Raw genomic sequence first — 14,600 nt, 5'->3', positions numbered from 1 at the left:
GCCCCCACACAGGTTTACCGCGTGTACTACTCGGGAATGCGCAGCGTCTGCCCCGGGTAGATCTTGTCCGGATGCGACAACATCGGCTTGTTGGCCTCAAAGATCTTGTTGTACAGATTGGCGTTGCCATACACCGCCAGGGAAATCGCGCTGAGGGTGTCGCCCTTTTTCACCACGACAAAACGCGCCGCCACAATCGGTGCGGGGTCGGTGACCTTGATCTGGTCATCCACACTCGCGACCCCGGCAATATTGCCCAGCGCCAGCAGGATCTTCTCTTTCTCTTCCTGGCTGGCAACTTCGCCGGTCACGGTCACCTTGTCGCCGTCAACCGTGGTCTGTACGTTCGGATTACCCAGACCGACCTTGGCCACATGCTCTTTCAACTGCTCGCTGGCGTTCGCATTACCCGGCGTCAACAGGTCGATCAACTTTTCGCCGGCTTCCTTAACAAAGCTAAAAATACTCATGCTGCTCTCTCCTTGGGTTTGAGTTCCAGATGCCAAAGACTAGACCAGCCCAACAGATCTGGGTTCCCAGCCGCCTAAAGACCCAAACACGCTAGAATCCCCCCGCCATTGGAATAAGCCCTGGAGCGAAGATGGACATCAAGCAACTGAAATTCCTCATCGCCCTCGACGAGACGCGCCACTTCGGCCAGGCGGCCGCGCGTTGCCATATCACCCAGCCGACCCTGTCGATGCGCCTGCGCAGCCTCGAAGAAGAACTCGATCTGCCACTGGTCAACCGTGGCCAGCGCTTCGAAGGCTTCACCGCCCCAGGTGAGCGCGTGCTGGCCTGGGCGCGCACGGTGCTGGCGGCGTATGACGGCCTGCTGGCCGAAGCCGCAGCCTGTCGCGGCAACCTGGTGGGGACGTTGCGCCTGGGCGTGGTGCCGCTGTCGAGTTTCGATCCGTTGGCGCTGATGCAGCAACTGCACACAGAACACCCAAGCCTGCGCTTTGAGCTGTCGGCCCTCAGCTCTGAACAGATCCTCGAACAATTGGCGAGCAATCGCCTGGACCTCGGCGTGTCCTACCTCGACCGCCTGGACAACGAGCGCTTCGACTCCCTGGCCCTCGGCGAAACCCGCATGGGCCTGCTGTACGACCAACGCTATTTCAGCTTCGGCGAAAAGCCCCTGAGCTGGGAAGCCCTGATCGAACTGCCGCTGGGCATGCTCACCAGCGGCATGCACTTCCGGCAGTCCATCGATCACAACTTCCATAGCCGGGGCCTGCACCCGCAACCGTTGTTGCAGACCGACGCGGTCCATCAGTTGTTACAAGCGGTCCACGGCGGGCTGTGCTGTGCGGTGATGCCCTTGGACGGTGGCCTGGATGCGCTGACCGAGCATCTGCGCCTGCAACCGATCGAAGACGCCCACACCCTGGCGCGCCTGGGGCTGATCATGCGCCGCAGCGCCCCGCGCTCTGCGTTGGCGGAAGCGTGTTTCGCGCTGTTTCAGAAATCGCAAACCGAGTCTTGATCGACGTCATCTATCGGTAGATCAGTACTGGCAATTAGACGCGACGCTTTGTCGCGCCTAGTCTAAACACTGACCCATCCGCCGTCGGTACTGCCTCATGAACGCCAAGCGCCCAGTCTGCGCGGCGCCCGCTGTTCAAACGCCCGCGCCCGCCGCCAGCCAGAGCTACCAGTTTTGCACGCTCGAACACACGGAAGTCGCCAGCACCGCGTTGGCGGAAGAAGTGGCGTTGGCGATTGCCTATAACGACATCAGTCAGGCCGTGATGCTGGTGACGCCGACGGACCTGGAAGACTTCATTGTAGGCTTCAGTATCGGCAGCGGCATTATCGCCGACGTTAGCGACATTTATGACCTGAAACTCAGCGGCACGGGCTCTGCCCAGTACGCTCAGGTGCAGATTTCCAGCCGCGCGTTCTGGAACCTCAAGCAGCAGCGCCGCCAACTGGCCGGTACCAGCGGTTGCGGGTTGTGCGGCGTGGAAGCGCTGGAACACGCCCTGCCGGACCTTGAGGTACTGCCCGGCGCGCCCCTGCCGCCGGCCGAGTGGCTCGACGGCCTGCGCCAGCGCATCAGCGCGTTCCAGCCTCTGGGCCAGCACAGCGGCGCGGTGCATGCGGCGGTGTTCATGAACAACCAGGGCGAACTGCTGCTGGGCCGCGAAGACATCGGCCGACACAACGCCCTCGATAAATTGATCGGCGCGCTGATCCGCCAACGGATTCCAAGCGAAGGCGGCCTGGCCATTGTTACCAGCCGTTGCAGCCTTGAGTTGATCCAGAAAGTCCTGCGCGCGGGCATCCAGACCCTGGTCAGCCTGTCGTCGCCCACCGGCCTGGCCCTGCAATGGGCACGCCGGCACAACCTCAATCTCATCCACCTGCCGCAGAAAAGTGCGCCGCGGGTCTACAGCCCTGCGATGGAGAAACAGCCATGAGCAATCACCACCAAGCCGACCAAACCCCAACCCCGCGCTACAAGCCTTACAAGGGTGCGGCGGGCGGCTGGGGCGCGCTGATCAGCGTGGCGCAGGCATGGCTGACCAGCGACAACGCGCTGAAAAACCTGCGCATGATGCTCAAGACCAACCAGAACGGCGGCTTCGACTGCCCGGGCTGCGCCTGGGGCGACTCGCCGGAAAGCGGCATGGTCAAGTTCTGCGAAAACGGTGCCAAGGCAGTCAACTGGGAAGCCACCAAACGCCGCGTCGATGCCGCGTTCTTCGCCAAGCACAGCGTCACCTCGTTGCTGGAGCAAAGTGACTATTGGCTGGAATACCAGGGCCGCCTGACCGAGCCGATGCGCTACGACGCACAGACCGACCGTTACCAGCCCATCAGTTGGGAGGCGGCGTTCGAGCTGATCGGCCAGCACCTCAACGCCCTGCCGAGCCCGGACATGGCCGAGTTCTACACCTCGGGCCGCGCCAGCAACGAAGCGGCGTACCTGTACCAGTTGTTCGTGCGCGCCTACGGCACCAACAACTTCCCGGATTGCTCGAACATGTGCCACGAAGCCAGTGGCGTGGCCCTGGCGCAAAGTGTCGGCGTCGGCAAAGGCACCGTGACCTTTGACGACTTCGAACACGCCGACGCGATTTTCGTCTGGGGCCAGAACCCCGGCACCAACCACCCGCGCATGCTCGAACCGCTGCGCGAAGCGGTGAAACGCGGCGCTCAGGTGGTGTGCATCAACCCGCTGAAAGAGCGCGGCCTGGAACGCTTCCAGCACCCACAACACCCGCTAGAAATGCTCACCAACGGCGACAAGCCGACCAACACCGCGTACTTCCGCCCGGCGCTGGGGGGCGACATGGCCATCCTGCGCGGCATGGCCAAGTTCCTGCTGTTGTGGGAGCGCCAGGCCCAGGCCGAAGGCAAGGCAGCGGTGTTCGACCACGACTTCCTCAACGAACACACCACCCACGTGCTCGATTACCTCGGCCAGATCGATGACACCTCCTGGGAAGAAATCGTCGCGCAGTCCGGCCTGCCTCTGGTAGAAATCGAGCAAGCGGCGCGCATGTACGCCAAAGGCAAGAACGTGATCATGTGTTGGGCGATGGGCATCACCCAGCATCGTCACTCGGTGCCGACCATCCAGGAAATCGCCAACCTGATGCTGCTGCGCGGCAATATCGGCCGCCCGGGCGCCGGCCTGTGCCCGGTGCGCGGCCACAGTAACGTGCAGGGCGACCGCACCATGGGCATCAACGAACGGCCGCCGGTGGCGTTCCTCGACGCCCTGGAGCGGCGCTTCCAGTTCCAGGTGCCGCGCACCAACGGGCACAACGTGGTCGAGGCGATCCACGCCATGCTGGAAGGCCGCGCCAAAGTATTTATCGGCCTGGGCGGCAACTTCGCCCAAGCCACCCCGGACAGCCCGCGCACCTTCGAAGCCCTGCGCAATTGCGACCTGACCGTGCAGATCAGCACCAAGCTCAACCGCAGCCACCTGATGCACGGCAAAGACGCGCTGATCCTACCGTGCCTGGGCCGCACCGACATCGACATCCAGGCCGAAGGCCCGCAGGCGGTGACGGTGGAAGACTCGTTCAGCATGGTCCACGGCTCCAACGGCCAGCTGCAACCGCTGTCGAGCCTGATGAAATCCGAGCCGGCCATTCTCGCCGGCATCGCCGCCGCCACCCTGGGCAGCCAACCGGTGGACTGGAACTGGCTGGTGGCCGACTACGGACGTATTCGCGAGCTGATCGCCGACACCATCCCAGGCTTCAAGGACTTCAACGAGCGGATCAAAAACCCGGGCGGTTTCTACCTGGGCAACGCCGCCGGGGCACGTCGCTGGAACACGCCTTCGGGCCGCGCCAACTTCCGCCCGAACGTCCTGCCCAAGGACCTGATCCACGAACGCACCCACGCCACCGGGAACGTGCCGGACCTGATCATGCAGTCGATGCGCTCCCACGATCAGTACAACACCACCATTTATGGCCTGGACGACCGCTATCGCGGGGTCAAAGGTCAACGCGACGTGTTGTTCGTCAACGAAGCCGACATCATCCGCCTGGGCTTCAAGCCGGGGCAAAAGGCCGACATCGTGTCGCTGTGGGAAGACGGCCGTGAGCGCCGCGTAAAAGGCTTCACCTTGCTCGCGTTCGATATTCCGGCGGGGCAGGCAGCGGCTTACTACCCGGAAGTGAACCCGCTGGTGCCCTTGGAAAGCACCGGGGATGGCAGCCATACGCCGACGTCGAAATTTGTGGCGATCCGCCTGGAAGCGGCGAGCGACAATGGCCTGATCATGGCGCGCTCGGCGTAAATCCCGGGCACAAAAAAGGCCGCTTTTGCATAAAAGCGGCCGTTCCGAAGTAATTACAGACCCGCCAAAATTACTTAAGTTCCCTAGCTAAAACAGTAAGTTAGAGAATTGTGTACAAGTCGTGTTACTGGTCGGATTTCTATTGTCACAATGTCGACACAGCCTCAGGATCGCGCCGTCATCCTCTTGAGGTCTCTCTATGAAGTTCTCCTCGATTCTCTTGTTGTCCCTTGGCCTGGTCAGTGGCGCAGCCATGGCCGGTGGCACCACCGAAGCCGGTGTAGGCGGCGCATTGGGCGGGGTACTCGGTTCGGTTGTCGGCCAGCAGGTCGGCGGTAATACCGGTTCAGCCATCGGTGCAGCCCTGGGCGGCGCGGGCGGCAGTGCGGTCGGCGCTGACAAGCGCAGCCGCGGCGAAGCAGCCATTGGCGGCGCCCTGGGCGCAGCGGGCGGCAACGTGGTAGGCCGCAGCATGGGCGGCACCACCGGCAGCCTGATCGGCGCAGCCGCCGGCGGCGGCGCGGGCGGCGCGCTGGGCAACTACATGGGCAACAAGAGCGATGACGACGACCGTCGTTACCGTGGCCGTGACGACCGTCGCTACTACCGGGATGATCACCCTGGCCGTGGCCATGCCTATGGCCATCGCAAGAACAAGCATCACTACCGTGATTGATCAGATCTAAAGAACACTGAAGAAACACTGTGGGAGGGAGCTTGCTCCCGATAGCCGAGTTTCAGTCACCCATGTGCTGGCTGATACACCGCTATCGGGGGCAAGCCCCCTCCCACAGTCAGGCCACCAACCGCTGCAACGCCTCGCGCAACATCCCCGGAATCGTCACCGGCTGGTTCGTCCCCCGATCCACGAACACATGCACGAAGCGCCCCGCCGCACAGGCGTCCTCCTCGCCTGCCTTGAACACCGCCAACTCATACTGCACCGAACTGTTGCCCAACTTGCCGACCCGCAGGCCTATTTCGATGCGTTCGGGAAAGGCGACGGAAGCAAAGTAATCACACGCCGAACTCACCACAAACCCCACCACCTCGCCGTCATGAATATCCAAGCCACCGTGTTCGATCAGGTAGGTATTCACCGCAGTGTCGAAGAAGCTGTAGTAGGTCACGTTGTTCACATGGCCATACACATCATTGTCGTGCCAGCGCGTAATGATCGGCTGGAAGTGCCGGTAATCGGCGCGTTGGGGCATGGAGTCAGGCATCGGCGCGTCTCGTCAAAGTGGGTTTACAGGTTATTCAAATGGGTTTCGGCCCACTCGCGTACCTCGGCGTAGGGGTAGTCCTCCAGCGCAGCAAAACCAGGGATGCCGCGTGCCTTCAATTTGGTGAACAGCGGCACGCTGATACCGCCCAGGAACCGCGTCAGCCGTTCGGCGCCGGGCAGTTGGCCGCAGTACTCATGATGCCTGTGGATAAAATCACCGCACAGCCCCATGAAGTTTTTATCCACAAGCGGCGCCAGGCTCGGCGGCGCCGGCAAATGCGCGACATGGCCGTGGCACACCGAACAATGCCCGCAGCGCTGCGGTGCATGTTCATCACCGAAATAGCGAGCCAGGCGCTGGCCCAGGCAGTGTTCGGTGGCGAACAGGTCGAGCATGGCGTGAATCCGCGCCACTTCCGTGACCTCGTGTTGCTTGAAGCCTGTGTATAACTCGGCGCTCAACACCTGCGGATCGAAATCGGTATTCAGCAGGCTGTAGACCTCCGTCATCTGCTTGCTTTCCAGCTCGATCAGGCCCTGCTCCTGGAAGTAATCCAGCGCTTTCACCACGCGATTGCGCTCGGCCTGGTGCTGTTGATAAAGCGTGTCGAAATCCACCGTCGCCCAGGTCTTGGCCCGCTTGCACACCTGGACGATCGCTGCGACAAACGCCTGCCGCTCCCCGGAAAACCGCGCCAACAAGGCCTCGGGCTCGATCAGGTACTTGAACCGGTATTCGGCGTAAAACGCGTAGCGCGGCGCAATCACGCCTTTGAGTTCCAACTGCACCAGCAGCGTCTTGAGGGGCAGCTCGCGGATGTTGCTGTGGTCCGACAGCGAGCGCAGCAGAAACTCCCACTGCCCGTCCCCTCGCGCGGCCTGCAACTCGTCCAGCACACGGCGAATGCCTTCCTGCTCGGGCGTGTCGCCGTACACGAAGTTTTCCAGCACATTGAGGCTGTCGCGGTTGGCGAGCACCAGGCAATCCGAGGGTTGCCCGTCACGCCCGGCGCGGCCGATTTCCTGGCTGTAGTTTTCGATGGATTTGGGCAGGTCGAAATGCACCACGTTGCGGATATCGCTCTTGTCGATGCCCATGCCAAACGCGATGGTGGCGACGATGCAATTGGAGCGCCCACCCATGAAACGCTGCTGGATGCCCTCGCGTTTATCGTGGGGCAAGCCGGCGTGATACGCCTCGGCCTGGATGCCATGGCGATTCAGGTGCTCGGCGATCTGCTCGGCGGTTTTCTGCAAGGTGACGTAGACGATGCTCGGCTGGCCGGGCCGCTCGCTCATCCATTGGACCAGCCGCCGACGCTTGTCCGCGCCGCTCACCGGCTCTACCAACAGGTTGAGGTTCGGCCGGTAGAAGCCCGTGGTGATCACGTCGTCAGGCGCAATGGCGAACTTGGCCTGCATGTCGGCAATCACCTTGGGCGTCGCTGTAGCCGTCAGCAGCAGCGCTTGTGGGATCTTGAACTGACGCTGGTAGTCCGGCAGCTTCAAATAATCCGGACGGAAGTTGTGGCCCCATTCGGAAATACAGTGCGCCTCATCCACCACCAGCAATGAAATGGGTACGCTCAGCAGGAAGTTGCGAAAGCGCTCGTTCTTCAAGCGCTCCACGGAAATCATCAGGATTTTCAACTCGCCCGAGCGCGCGCGCGCCATCACCTCATTGGCCTCATCGCGGCTTTGCGCCGAATCGATACTGCCGGCCGAGATGCCATGGCGTTGCAGGAAACCCAACTGGTCCTGCATCAGCGCCAGCAACGGCGACACCACCAGCGTCAGGTGCGGTAGCAACACCGCCGACAGCTGGTAACACAGGGACTTGCCCGACCCGGTCGGAAAAATCGCTGCCGCCGAACGACCGGCCAGCACGGCGCTGACCGCGGCTTCCTGGCCCAAACGAAATTGTGGATAACCAAAGACCTGCTGGAGGGTGTCGTGCATAAGCTGTCACTCCATTGACCGCTGAAGGTGGCTCAAAAACATAGCCTGGGACGCTCAGCGAATCGAGATAGGTCGCAAGGAAAAAAGAGACAGGATGATACACAGGCTGGGGCAATGGCCTTGGGCCAAATGTGACAAGTTCGACTGTGTAAGTAGGAACATCACAAACCAAATGTGGGAAGGGGATTGCTCCCGATGGCGGTGTATCAGTCAGAAATTAACCGACTGAATTACCGCCATCGGGAGCAACCCCCTTCCCACACCTTAGAACGGCCCTACAGCTAAATCAGCGGTTCTGCACACGCTCGATCGCCGTGTCATACACCGGATTGGCCTTCTGTTCCTTGGCCAACTGGTAGTGACGCAACGCATCCGCGAACTGCCCCGCCGCTTCGTAGATCCGCGCAATATTGTAGTAGGCGCCGGCACGCACGGTCGCGGCAGTGGCACCGTTCGCCAGGGCGATGGCCTTGCGGTTGGCCCAGATCGACTCGGCGGTGTTGCCGGCCTTCTGATACGCCAGACCCAGGTTGCCGTAGGCTTTGCCGAAGCTATTGTCCAGGTCGATGGCCTGACGGAACAGGTCGATGGCTTCATCCAGCTTGCCAGCCTGGTAGGCCGCTTCACCTTGCAGGTTCAGACGCTTCGCATCGGTTTGCGCGGAAGAGCTGACAGCCACGGCCGCGACTGCAACGCTGTCATCCAGCAACGGTTTGACTTCATTGAGCACGTCCTTGGCTTCCACCTTCACACCGCTGAAGGTGTTGATGTCCTGGAAGTCACCGCTACCGGTCATGCGGAACACTGTCCACAGGTTACCGCTGCGGTTTTTTGGCACGTAGTAGGTACGCACAAGGGACTGGCCCATGTACACGAACACCTTGGCCTCGCTGTTGGACAGCTGACGCGAACCTGGGTTCTCGATGTTGGTGAAGTCATGCACGGCATACACGTAGCTTTCGCCGAAGTGTTTTTTCTGCAGGGTAATGGTTTCCGGACCGTAGCTGTCGACGTCGTCCACATCCAGCTCGGCATCGGCACCCTGCTGATTCTCGAAGTAGATGTTGTTGCCGGGGAAAATCATGTGGGAGTCGAGGTCTTCCGGGGTCTTGCCCCAAGTCAGCACCACACGCAGGCCGTCGAGGTTTTCCATCACCGGGCTGATGGCGTAGGTCATGCCGGCACAGGGGCACTTCACTACCAGGTTGGAATAGCCGGGCTTCTTGATGATCAACAGGTTGCTGGCATCATCGGCCGCTTCGCTGGTGAGGGTCACCTGGCCTTGGGCGTTGGTGCGGCCCACTACGTTCTGTGCGCCGTTACGTTGCAGCAGGACTTCGGCGTCGGCGATTTTCTGGTCCTTGACCACCGCACTGAGCACCTCGATCGGCAACTGCTCGGCCTGGATCGAAAAAGCCACTGCACACAATGACATCGCCGAAGCGACACGAAGCAAACCCATGCTTAACTCCCTTTAAGTAGTGGACGGGATCGTCCTACAAGATTTTGCGGTGAAACATACGCTGAATTTAGAGCCCTTGCGGACTTTTTATACAAAATGTGAGGTGATTTTATTTCGCTACAATCAAGCCTTGCTACCCCGGTAGCGGCGTCCTGCGTAACCGCCCTACGACCTCGACCGCCTGCAACACATCCACCGCACGCTGTTAGACGACATCTACGACTGGGCTGGCGAGTTGCGCAGCGTCAACATCCAGAAAGGCAGCACACTGTTCTGCACCCCGGAACGCATCCCGCCGGAAGCGGCGAAAATCATCCAGGGTGTATCAGTAGGCCTGTCAGTGCCTGATCGAACCACGAACGGCTAAACCAGCTATTAAGCAAACACAACCAAGCCAGCCACACAGCTAAAACTGTGGGAGTGGGCCTGCCTGCGACGGCGAAACTTCAGGCTATATTTCTATACCTGACCCACCGCCATCGCGGGTAAGCCCGACCCCCACAATTGATTGGCTTTGCCCTGCAAATCTCGGTGAAATTGAAAATGCGGGAATCCTCCGTAAGAAACTATCTATTACTGCGTAGTCCCCTTCCCAAACTGCTTAAAACACCCGCCCAATCCTCTACATAACCCCCCTTCGCATGGCCGAAACTATTGATCTCTGAACTGCCTCGGCAAAAATCCATGGACATCGAAAGGACTCAACACATCGGCCACTACGGCGTCACCTTCACGGTCATTCGCCTTACCGTTCTCCCCACTCACAAGCATGCTCTGGCAAACCTTTGCTTGTTAGAAGCCGGTGCTTCAGCAAACGAGGTGCGCTATCGACTGGTGGATCTTTATGAAAAGATGTTTGCTCGTGATTTGCCCTGCAAGATGACTGTCGCGATTTCCAAGCCGCTGACCCGGCAACAAGCCGATCTGCTTAACGAACGCGGGACCATCGTCGCCTTATTATTGGCAGGGGCCTTCGGTGCGCCCATTCACCCGCTTTCAAAACCTGTAGCACGCGTCGTTGGCACCACGGTGGGCTTAATCATCAAAAGCATCATCCGTAGCGACCACGCTGGCGACGTGGTCATTGGAATTGAAGCCCAGGTCGAAGGCGGGATAGGCCCTCAACGCTCCATGTCTGCCATTGTCGTCCCGTTCCTAGGCGGTTAAGCCCAATGATTGAATATCTTCAATGGATCGTTTTTATCGTTTTGGACATTGTCCTTGTCAAAAAAATCAGATCCCATAACCTCAGGAAATACGCAGGCCTGTCCCTACTGGCTGCGGGGCTGATCTGTTCAATATGGCTCCCTTACTGGATAACTGAAATCCAACTTCCCAGCATCCCGATAGGCGCTATCCTAATAGGCTCAGGATTGTTCTTGGACCGCGACCGTTACAGTCGAATCAGGTCAACTCACCCGCTACTCGTCGCCCCAACGTTGAACCTGGCCCCCGGTTTTCCTGACGATCCTGTCATGCTCCATCTTCTGCAGCTAATTCATGAAGATGTAGGTCTGCCCAAACACCAAATCATAACCATCAATACCTCAATCAACCATGATCTCGGCTGTAACGGCGTCGAGGCAAAACAACTGATGGCAGCGCTGAAACAATATTTCGGCATAAACCTCGGCGACTATAAAAACAACCGCTACTTCAAGCACCGAGGTTTTGATGCGTACTTACGACTCGTGGAAAGAGGCTGCGAGGGAAAGATCCCGCTAACCATCCACATGCTCTATCAAGCCGTCAAAGCCAAACGCTGGGATACCCGAACACTCGAAGCGACGGGACCTCAGAAGCGATGAATTTCTACCTGCAATTAATGTGTTTCCTCGGGTTCTACCTTGTGCTGCACTACCAAATAACCGACTGCACGCTCAGAAAGCGCTTGGCAATCACATTTCTCGCAACCGGCCTGATTTTCACCTTCCTACTACCCTACGTAGCAGTAATCCTTAGAATGCCCTTCCTGCCTGTTTTTCTATTCTTGATAGGCTTGGCACTCTTCATCACCCGAAACAAATTTCGCCTCAAACGCGACCGTCCCCCTCATCCACTCCTGCGTGCTCCCACCATGAACCTCGCCCCCAACTTCCCCGAAGACCCGGTCATGCAGCAACTCCTGCAACTGCTGCACGAAGAAATCGGCCTGCCGAAACACAAGACCATTCGCCTGCAGACCTCACTCAACTTCGACCTGGGCTGCGACGGCAGTGAAGCCAAGCAACTCATGGAAGCGCTGGAACAGGAATTCGCCCTCGATCTGGGCGACTACGACACTTATCGTTACTTCAACCCACCGGTGTTTGATGTGTTCCTCAAGCGGCGGGCCAAGGGGCGTGGCGAAAAGGTGCCGCTGACTATCGGCATGCTTTATCTGGCGATCAAAACCCACAGCTGGGACACGCAGACGCTGGAAAACTTGAGCTAACCGGCAAAACAGCGGCAGGCGCCAACTGACCGTTCGCGCACAAAAAAGCCGCCCACAAGGGGCGGCTTTTTCACAACGACCGAATCTTACAACTTCGGACCCGCTGCCTTGATCGCATCGCTCACGTCAAACTTCTTGAAGTTCTCGATGAACAGACCCGCCAGGGCCTTCGCCGCTTCGTCGTAGGCAGCCTTGTCAGCCCAGGTGTTACGTGGGTTCAACAGGCCGGTCTCAACACCCGGTACAGCCAATGGCACGTCCAGGTTGATGGTGTCGAGGTGTTGCGTTTCAACGCCGATCAACGCGCCGCTCTGGATCGCTGCGATCACGCCGCGGGTGGTCGGGATGTTGAAGCGTTGGCCGACGCCGTAGCCGCCGCCGGTCCAGCCGGTGTTGACCAGGTAGACCTTGGAGCCGAAGCCGCGGATGCGCTTGATCAGCAGCTCGGCGTATTCGCCGGCCGGGCGTGGGAAGAATGGCGCACCGAAGCAAGTCGAGAACGTCGACTTGATGCCGCTGCCCGAACCCATTTCAGTCGAGCCCACCAGTGCGGTGTAGCCGGACAGGAAGTGGTAGGCCGCTTGTTCTTCGCTGAGGATCGACACAGGCGGCAGTACGCCGGTCAGGTCGCAGGTCAGGAAGATCACAGCGTTTGGCTCGCCGCCGAGGTTCTTCTCGGAACGCTTGGCCACGTGCTCGAGCGGGTAGGCGGCACGGCTGTTCTGGGTCAGGCTGACATCGCTGTAGTCGGCATGCTTGGCCTCGTCGATGACGACGTTTTCCAGCACCGCGCCGTGCTTGATGGCTTTCCAGATAACCGGCTCGTTCTTCTCCGACAGGTCGATGCACTTGGCATAGCAACCGCCTTCGATGTTGAACACCACGCCCTTGCCCCAGCCGTGTTCGTCGTCACCGATCAGGTAACGGCTTTCGTCGGCGGACAGGGTGGTCTTGCCGGTGCCGGACAGGCCGAAGAACAGGGTCACGTCGCCTGCTTCGCCAATGTTGGCGGCGCAGTGCATCGGCAGTACGTCGGCGGCCGGTAGCAGGAAGTTCTGCACCGAGAACATGGCTTTCTTCATTTCACCAGCGTAAAGCATGCCGGCGATCAGCACTTTTTTCTGGGCGAAGTTGAGAATCACGCAACCGTCGGAGTTGGTGCCGTCACGCTCAGGCACGCACTCGAAGTTGGCCACGTTGAGCACTTGCCACTCGTCACGGCCGGCCGGGTTGTACTGGGCCGGGTTGATGAACAAGCAACGACCGAACAGGTTATGCCAGGCAGTCTGGGTGGTCATCTTCACGGCCAGGTAGTGGTCTTCGGAGGCCCCTACATGCACGTGGGAAACAAAATGTTCTTGCGCGTTGTTGAACGCCTCGACGCGAGCCCACAGGGCATCGAACTTGTCGGCCGGGAACTTGCGGTTGATCGGGCCCCAGGCAATGGCGTCCTGGGTCGAAGGCTCTTCAACGATGAAACGGTCGACTGGCGAACGGCCGGTACGGTGACCGGTTTCTACGACCAGTGCGCCAGTATCGGCAAGCACGCCTTCACCGCGCTGCAGGGCTTCTTTGACCAGATCGTCAACACTCAGATCGGTGTATACGGCGTTATTGGCTTGCGTCATGAGGTTCCCCGTCGGCCTGTGGCCGAGTGCTCCAAACGTTTTGTAGTAGAAAGTTGCGCACTACTACCGCGAAAAAAGTGGGCCGGATTATGCCAGAAAAGCCCAAAAAAAGTAGGGCCCTCCCGTCAGAACAGCGCTAATCCGGCATTTGTCAGGTGATTTACCTGTGCTTAAACGTTTTAGTGGCGGGTATCGGAGGGGGTACCGATACCGGCGCCGGCGAACAATTGGGCGATATCGGCGGCGTCAAACAGGTAGCGCTGGTTGCAGAACTGGCAGTCGATTTCGATCTGACCACCGTGTTCCACCACCAGATTTTGCGCATCTTCCAGGCCGAGACTGACCAGCGCGTTCGCCGAACGCTCGCGAGAGCAACTGCAATGGAAGCGCAAGCCCTGCGCGTCGAACAGGCGCACAGTCTCTTCGTGGTACAGGCGATGCAGGATGGTTTCGTTGTCCAGGGCCAGCAATTCTTCAGCGGTCAGGGTGCCAGCCAGAGCGGTGAGGTTGCGCCAGCTTTCAGTGCGTTCGTCGTCGTCCTTGATGCGGTCGGCGGGCAGCTGTTGCAGCAACAGGCCACGGGCGCGCTTGCCGTCGGCGTTGAGCCAGAAGCGCGTGCCGATCTGCTGGGACATAACGAAATAGTTGGTGAAGCAGTCCGACAGGTTTTCGCCGTCGAGGTCGACGATGCCCTGGTAACGCTGGCCGTCGGTCGGGTCGACGGTGAGCGCCAGCACGCCGTTGGGCATCAGGTCGGCCAGGGTCGCGTCCGGGGCGATCAGGTCAGCCTCATACCGGGCCAGGCCACGGATCTCACGCTCGCTGGAGCACTCGATCATCAGCAACGGGACCGGACCTTCGGACCGCGCCTGCAGGATCAGCAACCCGTCGAATTTCATGGTGCCTACCAACAGCGCCGCCGCTGCCATCAATTCACCGAGCAGTTGCGCGACCGGCTCCGGATAGGGGTGCTTGGCGAGGACTTCGGCATAGCTGCGCTCCAACGAGACCAGTTCGCCGCGGGCGTCGTTCTCGTCGAAGATGAAGCGTTGGGTGAAGTCGGTATCCGGTAAATCAGTCATAGGTCTAGGTATCTGAATTGATGACAAAATTGTTAC

Annotated in this window: 13 protein-coding genes and 1 pseudogene; 8 read left to right on the top strand and 6 right to left on the bottom strand. The window is 59.7% G+C overall.

Translation table 11 applies throughout. The features are described from left to right. Positions 1–26: 26 nt before the first annotated feature. Positions 27–470 carry a peptidoglycan-binding protein LysM gene (gene lysM, locus C8K66_RS24905; RefSeq protein ID WP_046385045.1) on the bottom strand — a complete coding sequence of 148 codons (444 nt, stop codon included), beginning with the start codon at positions 468–470 and terminating at the stop codon, positions 27–29. Positions 471–601: 131 nt separating this feature from the next. Between lysM and C8K66_RS24900 the strand changes: the two genes are divergently transcribed. The 4 genes from C8K66_RS24900 (at position 602) to C8K66_RS24885 (ending at position 5,447) form a co-directional block, all read left to right on the top strand. Beyond that, positions 602–1,489 carry a LysR family transcriptional regulator gene (locus tag C8K66_RS24900; protein WP_017848560.1) on the top strand — a complete coding sequence of 296 codons (888 nt, stop codon included), beginning with the start codon at positions 602–604 and terminating at the stop codon, positions 1,487–1,489. 97 nt (positions 1,490–1,586) lie between these two features. Next, complete coding sequence (gene fdhD / locus C8K66_RS24895) at positions 1,587–2,426, top strand: formate dehydrogenase accessory sulfurtransferase FdhD (protein WP_046385046.1); 840 nt, start codon at positions 1,587–1,589, stop codon at positions 2,424–2,426. After that, positions 2,423–4,771: an FdhF/YdeP family oxidoreductase gene (locus tag C8K66_RS24890; RefSeq protein ID WP_108526217.1), complete on the top strand. Its 2,349-nt coding sequence runs from the start codon at positions 2,423–2,425 to the stop codon at positions 4,769–4,771. The genes fdhD and C8K66_RS24890 overlap by 4 nt, the downstream gene beginning before the upstream one ends. 199 nt (positions 4,772–4,970) lie before the next feature. Beyond that, positions 4,971–5,447: a glycine zipper domain-containing protein gene (locus C8K66_RS24885; protein WP_057005769.1), complete on the top strand. Its 477-nt coding sequence runs from the start codon at positions 4,971–4,973 to the stop codon at positions 5,445–5,447. A 118-nt stretch (positions 5,448–5,565) separates the two neighbouring features. Here C8K66_RS24885 and C8K66_RS24880 read toward each other — a convergent pair whose 3' ends face one another. From C8K66_RS24880 to C8K66_RS24870, 3 genes are all read right to left on the bottom strand, one after another. Next, positions 5,566–5,997 carry a thioesterase family protein gene (locus tag C8K66_RS24880; RefSeq protein ID WP_102617764.1) on the bottom strand — a complete coding sequence of 144 codons (432 nt, stop codon included), beginning with the start codon at positions 5,995–5,997 and terminating at the stop codon, positions 5,566–5,568. Positions 5,998–6,020: 23 nt separating this feature from the next. Continuing rightward, complete coding sequence (locus tag C8K66_RS24875; protein WP_108526215.1) at positions 6,021–7,958, bottom strand: ATP-dependent DNA helicase RecQ; 1,938 nt, start codon at positions 7,956–7,958, stop codon at positions 6,021–6,023. A 286-nt stretch (positions 7,959–8,244) separates the two neighbouring features. After that, a complete protein-coding gene (locus C8K66_RS24870; protein ID WP_057005767.1) occupies positions 8,245–9,420 on the bottom strand; it encodes a tetratricopeptide repeat protein in 1,176 nt (391 codons plus the stop codon). 160 nt (positions 9,421–9,580) lie between these two features. Between C8K66_RS24870 and C8K66_RS24865 the strand changes: the two are divergent. From C8K66_RS24865 to C8K66_RS24850, 4 genes and pseudogenes are all read left to right on the top strand, one after another. Further along, positions 9,581–9,739, top strand: a pseudogene (locus C8K66_RS24865) (Fic family protein); the annotation flags it as partial. A 365-nt stretch (positions 9,740–10,104) separates the two neighbouring features. Then, positions 10,105–10,587 carry a hypothetical protein gene (locus C8K66_RS24860; RefSeq protein WP_108526213.1) on the top strand — a complete coding sequence of 161 codons (483 nt, stop codon included), beginning with the start codon at positions 10,105–10,107 and terminating at the stop codon, positions 10,585–10,587. A 212-nt stretch (positions 10,588–10,799) separates the two neighbouring features. Continuing rightward, positions 10,800–11,228 carry a DUF1493 family protein gene (locus C8K66_RS24855; protein WP_231590006.1) on the top strand — a complete coding sequence of 143 codons (429 nt, stop codon included), beginning with the start codon at positions 10,800–10,802 and terminating at the stop codon, positions 11,226–11,228. A 269-nt stretch (positions 11,229–11,497) separates the two neighbouring features. Further along, positions 11,498–11,854: a DUF1493 family protein gene (locus C8K66_RS24850; protein WP_017848567.1), complete on the top strand. Its 357-nt coding sequence runs from the start codon at positions 11,498–11,500 to the stop codon at positions 11,852–11,854. A gap of 86 nt (positions 11,855–11,940) precedes the next feature. On the opposite strand, the gene C8K66_RS24845 is transcribed toward C8K66_RS24850, so the two are convergent. Both C8K66_RS24845 and hslO read right to left on the bottom strand, forming a co-directional pair. Further along, positions 11,941–13,482, bottom strand: a complete 1,542-nt coding sequence (locus tag C8K66_RS24845) for a phosphoenolpyruvate carboxykinase (RefSeq protein WP_017848568.1) — start codon at positions 13,480–13,482, stop codon at positions 11,941–11,943. Positions 13,483–13,661: 179 nt separating this feature from the next. Continuing rightward, positions 13,662–14,564: an Hsp33 family molecular chaperone HslO gene (hslO, locus tag C8K66_RS24840; RefSeq protein ID WP_108526211.1), complete on the bottom strand. Its 903-nt coding sequence runs from the start codon at positions 14,562–14,564 to the stop codon at positions 13,662–13,664. Between the last annotated feature and the right edge of the window lie 36 nt (positions 14,565–14,600).

Origin of the sequence: Pseudomonas sp. GV105 (assembly GCF_003058185.1) — a bacterium.
Taxonomy (GTDB): domain Bacteria; phylum Pseudomonadota; class Gammaproteobacteria; order Pseudomonadales; family Pseudomonadaceae; genus Aquipseudomonas; species Aquipseudomonas veronii.
This window is presented reverse-complemented; position numbering and strand designations above follow the sequence as displayed.

Coding starts and splice junctions, on each gene's coding strand:
- lysM (WP_046385045.1), bottom strand. CDS start 470: ATGAGTATTTTTAGCTTTGTTAAGGAAGCCGGCGAAAAGTTGATCGAC.
- C8K66_RS24900 (WP_017848560.1), top strand. CDS start 602: ATGGACATCAAGCAACTGAAATTCCTCATCGCCCTCGACGAGACGCGC.
- fdhD (WP_046385046.1), top strand. CDS start 1,587: ATGAACGCCAAGCGCCCAGTCTGCGCGGCGCCCGCTGTTCAAACGCCC.
- C8K66_RS24890 (WP_108526217.1), top strand. CDS start 2,423: ATGAGCAATCACCACCAAGCCGACCAAACCCCAACCCCGCGCTACAAG.
- C8K66_RS24885 (WP_057005769.1), top strand. CDS start 4,971: ATGAAGTTCTCCTCGATTCTCTTGTTGTCCCTTGGCCTGGTCAGTGGC.
- C8K66_RS24880 (WP_102617764.1), bottom strand. CDS start 5,997: ATGCCTGACTCCATGCCCCAACGCGCCGATTACCGGCACTTCCAGCCG.
- C8K66_RS24875 (WP_108526215.1), bottom strand. CDS start 7,958: ATGCACGACACCCTCCAGCAGGTCTTTGGTTATCCACAATTTCGTTTG.
- C8K66_RS24870 (WP_057005767.1), bottom strand. CDS start 9,420: ATGGGTTTGCTTCGTGTCGCTTCGGCGATGTCATTGTGTGCAGTGGCT.
- C8K66_RS24860 (WP_108526213.1), top strand. CDS start 10,105: ATGGACATCGAAAGGACTCAACACATCGGCCACTACGGCGTCACCTTC.
- C8K66_RS24850 (WP_017848567.1), top strand. CDS start 11,498: ATGAACCTCGCCCCCAACTTCCCCGAAGACCCGGTCATGCAGCAACTC.
- C8K66_RS24845 (WP_017848568.1), bottom strand. CDS start 13,482: ATGACGCAAGCCAATAACGCCGTATACACCGATCTGAGTGTTGACGAT.
- hslO (WP_108526211.1), bottom strand. CDS start 14,564: ATGACTGATTTACCGGATACCGACTTCACCCAACGCTTCATCTTCGAC.